Source organism: Paracidovorax anthurii (assembly GCF_003269065.1).
Classification (GTDB): domain Bacteria; phylum Pseudomonadota; class Gammaproteobacteria; order Burkholderiales; family Burkholderiaceae_C; genus Paracidovorax; species Paracidovorax anthurii.
The window spans coordinates 1-5531 of the sequence record NZ_QLTA01000107.1; the positions used below are offsets into that span (position 1 = coordinate 1).

The 5531-nt window shown below is 66.9% G+C and carries 7 protein-coding genes; 1 reads left to right on the forward strand and 6 read right to left on the reverse strand.

The features are described from left to right. Positions 1-266: transposase (locus AX018_RS24185; protein ID WP_146749451.1), on the forward strand; the 266-nt coding region annotated here is incomplete at its 5' end. Between the two features lie 460 nt (positions 267-726). On the opposite strand, the gene AX018_RS24190 is transcribed toward AX018_RS24185, so the two are convergent. From AX018_RS24190 to AX018_RS24215, 6 genes are all read right to left on the reverse strand, one after another. Beyond that, entirely contained in the window at positions 727-2067 is a 1341-nt protein-coding gene (locus AX018_RS24190; RefSeq protein ID WP_245951832.1) for a S8 family serine peptidase, read from the reverse strand. After that, positions 2064-2753, reverse strand: coding sequence for a zf-HC2 domain-containing protein (locus AX018_RS24195; protein WP_111882796.1), 690 nt, complete (start codon positions 2751-2753; stop codon positions 2064-2066). Before AX018_RS24195 ends, AX018_RS24190 begins: the two co-directional genes overlap by 4 nt. Beyond that, positions 2750-3340, reverse strand: a complete 591-nt coding sequence (locus AX018_RS24200; RefSeq protein WP_111882797.1) for an RNA polymerase sigma factor — start codon at positions 3338-3340, stop codon at positions 2750-2752. The genes AX018_RS24195 and AX018_RS24200 overlap by 4 nt, the downstream gene beginning before the upstream one ends. Before the next feature lie 74 nt (positions 3341-3414). Next, positions 3415-4071, reverse strand: coding sequence for a TorF family putative porin (locus AX018_RS24205; RefSeq protein WP_146749452.1), 657 nt, complete (start codon positions 4069-4071; stop codon positions 3415-3417). Positions 4072-4256: 185 nt separating this feature from the next. Continuing rightward, positions 4257-4715, reverse strand: a complete 459-nt coding sequence (locus tag AX018_RS24210; protein ID WP_211322527.1) for a nuclear transport factor 2 family protein — start codon at positions 4713-4715, stop codon at positions 4257-4259. Positions 4716-4837: 122 nt separating this feature from the next. Continuing rightward, a partial coding sequence (locus AX018_RS24215; RefSeq protein ID WP_111882799.1) for a 5-dehydro-4-deoxyglucarate dehydratase occupies positions 4838-5531 on the reverse strand: 694 nt, incomplete at its 5' end.

The following is a 5531-nucleotide window of genomic DNA, read 5'->3' on the forward strand; positions in this document are numbered from 1 at the left end:
AGAAGCCGAGTCCGGGATCGGAGCAGCGCAACGAAGCCATCCGGGCGTGCCAGCGTTTGGGCCGCAGCGTCTGGAAGAAGTGGAGCGGCTACCACCGGCGCAGCCTTGTCGAGACGAAGATGCACTGCTTCAAGCGACTGGGCGAACGGGTGACGGCGCGCACGTTCGAGCATCAGGTGGTGGAGTTGCATGTCCGCGTGGCCGTACTCAACCGCTTCAGCCAGATCGGTCGTCCTCAAACCGTTCTGGTGGCCGCCATGGCATAAATCCGTCTGGGGTTGGGGCTATGCCGTCTTCGAACTGATTTGTGCAACAAAGCCATTGCGAGCAGATGGAGAAAGACGAGTGCGTTTTTGAGGAGCATGGTGATTGAAGGCTGTCGCCGCTAACCGTTTGAATTACCGTGTAAGTGCTTTTCTTTCTCGTTGCGGTTTTCCATGATTCGCAAGAATTCATTGATCGGCCTGATTGAGTTTCTCAATTGCACGAGGAAATTCCGCGCCACCATGGCGTGCCTGGCCTTGTGCTCGCTTCGGATCGAGGGAGCGACGAAAGACAGGCGAGAAAATCCTCATGCACACGGACGGCGCGAGGAGCGGTCAATGAGAAATCGCCGAACCCCGTTCACGGCCAGCCCGATGGTGGTGGCGCGGGTGGTGGGTGCGGGAGTCGCGGGCATGCGGCGGGTTACGCTGGCGTGGTGGACGCCTGCGGCCCATGGGCGTTTCAGCGCCCGGCCAGCCGGTGGTCGCGTGGCATGGCGGTGGCTAGAGCCCGCTCCGCATTGACCATGAAGGGTTTGTTGTCCGCCGTCTCGCTGCGTTGCAGCAGCTCTTCGATCGCGCTGCGATCCAGATGGGGGGCCGCGGATTGCAGCAGCGCCACGATGCCGCTCACGTGGGCCGCGGCCATGGAGGAGCCCGAAGCGAAGTCGTAGCGGCCCTCGGGCTGTAAGGTCAGGACGTCCTTGCCGGGTGCGACGAGCACGCCCTCCGCGAGCGGACCCTTGGGGTTTCCGGCGGCTTCCACGGCGATCACGCCGGGCACGCCGGCGGGGAACCCCGTGCGCTGCCCGCTGGGGGGGAGTGCCGTCACCACGATCCTGCCTTGCGCGATCAGCTGGCCCAGCAATTGGGTGAGCAGGGCGTCGTTCGGTCCGCCGAGGCTCAGGTTGATCGTGCGGGCGTTGGACGACATCACGGCAACAAGCGCTTTTGCCAGCGTGAACGAATTGCAGCGCGCACCGGTGCCGGGTGACGTGGCGGGGTACCAGCAGGCCTTGTAGAGGCTGAAGCGTGCTTCCGGCGCCAGGCCCACGATCCCCTGGAGATTGTTGCCGGCGGCGGCCATGATGCCGAGCACCTGCGTGCCGTGGCGGTCCTTCTGAAAGACCTGGGAGTCTTCGTCCACGAGGTTGTAGCTGGCGCCGATGCGGCCCTGGAGGTCGGGGTGATCGGTCTGCGCGCCCGTGTCGATGACCGCGACATGGGCGCCCTTGCCGGTGGTGAGCCGATGCGCCTGCGCCGCCGCCATGTCGATGAAGCCGCGCTGCAGCGGCATGTAGGGGTCGTTGTAGGCGACTCCGGCGGCGGAGGGCGGATCGGATTGGACCGAGAAATCCTGCAGGGGCTGCGCCAGTTGCACGCGGGAGTCCTGCGACAACGCCGCCAGGACCTCTGCCCGCGAGGCGCCCGTGCCGATTTCAAAGACGATGCAGTGAACGTTCAAGGTGGGGATGGGCCACGCGGTGGCCTCCCGTAATCCATAGTCCCGGGCGATGGCATCGACCAGCCGCGCGGCTCGCACACCCGTGGTGTACCGGGGAGGCGCGCCGTAGCTCGACAGGCTGGTGCCGGCGCGCCCCGGTACGCGCTCCAGGGGATTGGCGACCGCGACGATGATGTAGCGTTCGCTGCCGTCCCGCATGCGGGCCTCAGCGTCTCCATCGGCAGCGGCGGTGGCAGCTCCGGTGCCTGGATTCCGGGCGGAAGGGTTCTGCTCCAGATTCGAGCAGCCCAGCAGAAGTCCCGCGAGCGCGACCGAAGCAATCCATGGCAAGGCCCTCACGGTGCGCTTCCCATGGGTTCGACCAGTCGCATGCCGGGCGTGGCGCGCAGCCGCTCGACCACCTGCTCGCCGGACGTGCCCGGCGATGCCATGACCGCATAGGCGCCCATCGCATTCGGGCCGCTGACCACCTGCAAGCCGAGCGTGGTCAGCGCGGCGTTCCAGTCGGCCAGGGTGGTCTGGCCATCGGGTACGACCCGGATGGTGCTATGGGCGAGGGCATCGTGCGCCGCGACCGCCTGGGGGGGGCTGCTGAGGGTCTGGTAGGGCGATGCATCCTGCTCCGCCGCCATCCGATGGCCGACGAGGGCCAGTGCGGCCGTCTGGAGCAGGGCGATGGCGGCCAGCGCATACGTGGCACGCCCGAAGCGGCGCCGGGGTGCGGCGGCGGGTGTGGCGCGGGGGGCGGGTTGATCGCACAGGGCATCGAGTTCGATGCGCTGCATCAGCGTCTTCAGGCCCGCGTCCACATCGGGCGCGGCCTGTTGGGACTGGACCTGCATGGCGGCATGGATGCGCTCCTGGAGGGCCAGTTCGGTCCGGCAGTCGGCGCATTCGTCGAGATGCCGCTGCGCGTTGGCGCGCTGCTCCTCGCTGGCCCTGCCGTTCACGATCCACGGCAGTATCTCCTGCGTCAGCAGATGGGAGCGGTCTTGGTCCTGGGGAGAAATGGGGGGATGCATCATGGTTGGATGTCTTTCGTTCCGGTGCTGCGGGTCGCCAGCGCGGGAAGCAGGTTGCGCAGCTTGAGCCGCGCATGGAACATGCGGGCCTTCACGGTGCCCAAGGGGGCCTGGGTGATGACGGCAATTTCCTCCAGCGAATGGCCGTTGGCATAGGCCAGCTCCAGCACCAGCCGCTGGTCCACCGAGAGCTTTTCGAGGCCTTTGGCCAGCCAGTCGCGCAACTCATGGTCTTCGTGGGGATCGGTGGCGAACGCCTGGAAGGCCGCGGGTTCGTCTTCCAGGTCTTCCATCGTGTCGAGCCCGCCGTCCTGGCGCAGCACCTTGAGGCCGCAGCGGTAGGCGATGCCCATGATCCAGGTCGAGACCCGGGAGTCCCCGCGGAATCCATCGGCTTTCTGCCAGACGACCCAGAAGCAATCGTTGATGATCTCCTCGATCAGGTCCATCCGGCGCGTGAGCCGCTTCAGGAACTGGCACAGGCGGCGGTGGTAGCCACGGTAGAGGTCCGCCAGCGCGGTGCGATTGCCAGCCGCCACTTCGCGCAGAAGGGCGAGGTCGTGCGAGTTGTCCGGGTAGTGGGCGGTCATGGGCAATCGAGGGGTGGAAGCTGCCGTCTATGCGCCGTGGGTGCCGCGTGGGAGCGGGAAAGTTGTCCGCCGGCTCAAAAAGAGCGGATGACCGCCAGGCTCCAGTGGCCGGACGTGCTGTTCGTGAACAGGCGCCTCGCCCGCCCGTCCGCTTTCAGATAGGTGAACTCCGCTCGCCAGGGGCCGGTATGCCAGGCCAGGCCGGCGCTGCCATAGGTGTATTGCCGTCCCTGAGGGCGAACGCCGGACAGGCCGATGGCGCCCGTGGCGGACCAGTGGGGGGTGAGCGGCCAGCGGGCGCCCAGGTCCACAGCCCACCGCATGGGCGACACCTCGTCGCGGGTGTGGACGTAGTGGAAGGTGGAGACGCTTGCCGTCAGCAGATCGCGGAAGCTCGCGCCCACGGCGGCCTCCACGCGGTCGAAAAGCCGGAACTCGGCGCCTCCGGGGTAGGCGTAGTACTGCACCGAGGTCTGGTATTGCCAGTCGTTGTCGATCATGCCGTCGTATGCGGCGCGGACGATGGCCCGGGTGGAGCGGGTGCCATCGCTCTGCATGCCGAGCGCCGAGCTGAGGGACCAGCCGGAGGCGTCATAGAGGCTGATCAACCCCTGGACGATGGGTTTCTTGCTCGGCCCGACGAAAACGCCCCGCTCGGTGAGGTCGGTGCTGACGGCGATTTCTCCGGTGACGTCCCGGGTCTGGCCCGTGCAGATGAGGGGGCCTAACATGGCCGTAAGTACCATGGTGCATCGCGCCACGCGCTGGGAGGTGGCAAAAAAAGCGATGCAATGCATTCCTCCAGTTTAGGCGCAGAGCACCTCCAGCAGAGAAATCCCGTTGCGGCGCGGTGTGGTGCTTTCGCTGAATCCCTGTCGCAACGGCGATTCGATGGGGGGGGATGGACCCCGAGGGATCACGCGGCCGTGCGAACGGCCTGGCGCGCCAGCAGCTTCCAGTCGCGCCCCTGTTTCTGCCACACGCCCAGGATCTTGATCTGCACCTTGCCGGGCTTGCCGGAGTCGTTGGTGTCCGCCGTGAGGGTGTGCCGCACGATGGCCGAGTCTCCGGCAATCCGGATGGTCTGGTCGGTGATGACGATGGTGACGAAATCGGATTTGCCGTTCAGCAGGTCCGCGATGAAGCTGGCCTTCGTATCCACCCGGCCTCCGGAGTGGCCATAGCTCAGGTCATCGGCAACCAATGGGCTCAGTGCGTCCAGCGAGGGATCGATCATGGCGATGCGCAGCCGTTCCGCCGCGGCCGCGACGGCCTGCTCATCGCCCGTGCCGCCCGCCGGGGCCGGCGAGGCGCAGCCGATCAGGGTGGCGGCCGCGGCCGCGACCATCGTGGCGAGAATGATTTTCTTGAACATCGGGTTGTCTCCTGGTGTTTGTCGTCGTTATCGAAACCGAAGGCAGGCATGCGCCTTTCACCCGCCGTGCGAACACACGGAGCGGAAAGCGCATGCCATGGGGCCCCCGGGCCGTCCCCGGGTTATTGCGGGCCGAGCTTGTCGATGAGCGCCTTGAGGTCGTCCATCTCGGCGGGCTTGAGGTCGCTGAGCGGCGCGCGCACCGGCCCCGCGTCGTGGCCCACGATCTTCGCGCCCGCCTTCACGATGCTCACCGCATAGCCCTGCACCCGGTTGCGCAGCTCCAGGTACGGCATGAAGAAATCGCGCAGCAGCCGGTGCTGCGTGGCCTGGTCGTCCGCCGCCACCGCGTGGTAGAAGTCCATCGCCGTCTTCGGGATGAAGTTGAACACCGCCGACGAATACACCGGCGTGCCCAGCGCCTTGTACGCGGCCGCGTACACCTCCGCCGTGGGCAGCCCGCCCAGGTAGGCGAAGCGGTCGCCCATCTTCATGTAGATGGAGTTCATCAGCTCGATGTCGCCCACGCCGTCCTTGAAGCCCACCAGGTTGGCATTGCGCTCGGCCAGCCGCGCGAGCGTCTCGGGCGAGAAGCGGCTCTGGCCGCGGTTGTAGACGATGACGCCGAACTTCACGCTCTTGCACACGGCCTCCACGTGGGCGGCCAGGCCTTCCTGGCCGGCCTCGGTGAGGTAGTGCGGCAGCAGCAGGATGCCGTGCGCGCCCGCCTTCTCGGCCGCCTGGGCGCACTGGATGGCGAAGCGCGTGGGGCCGCCCGCACCGGCGATGATGGGCACCTTGCCGCGGCAGGTCTGC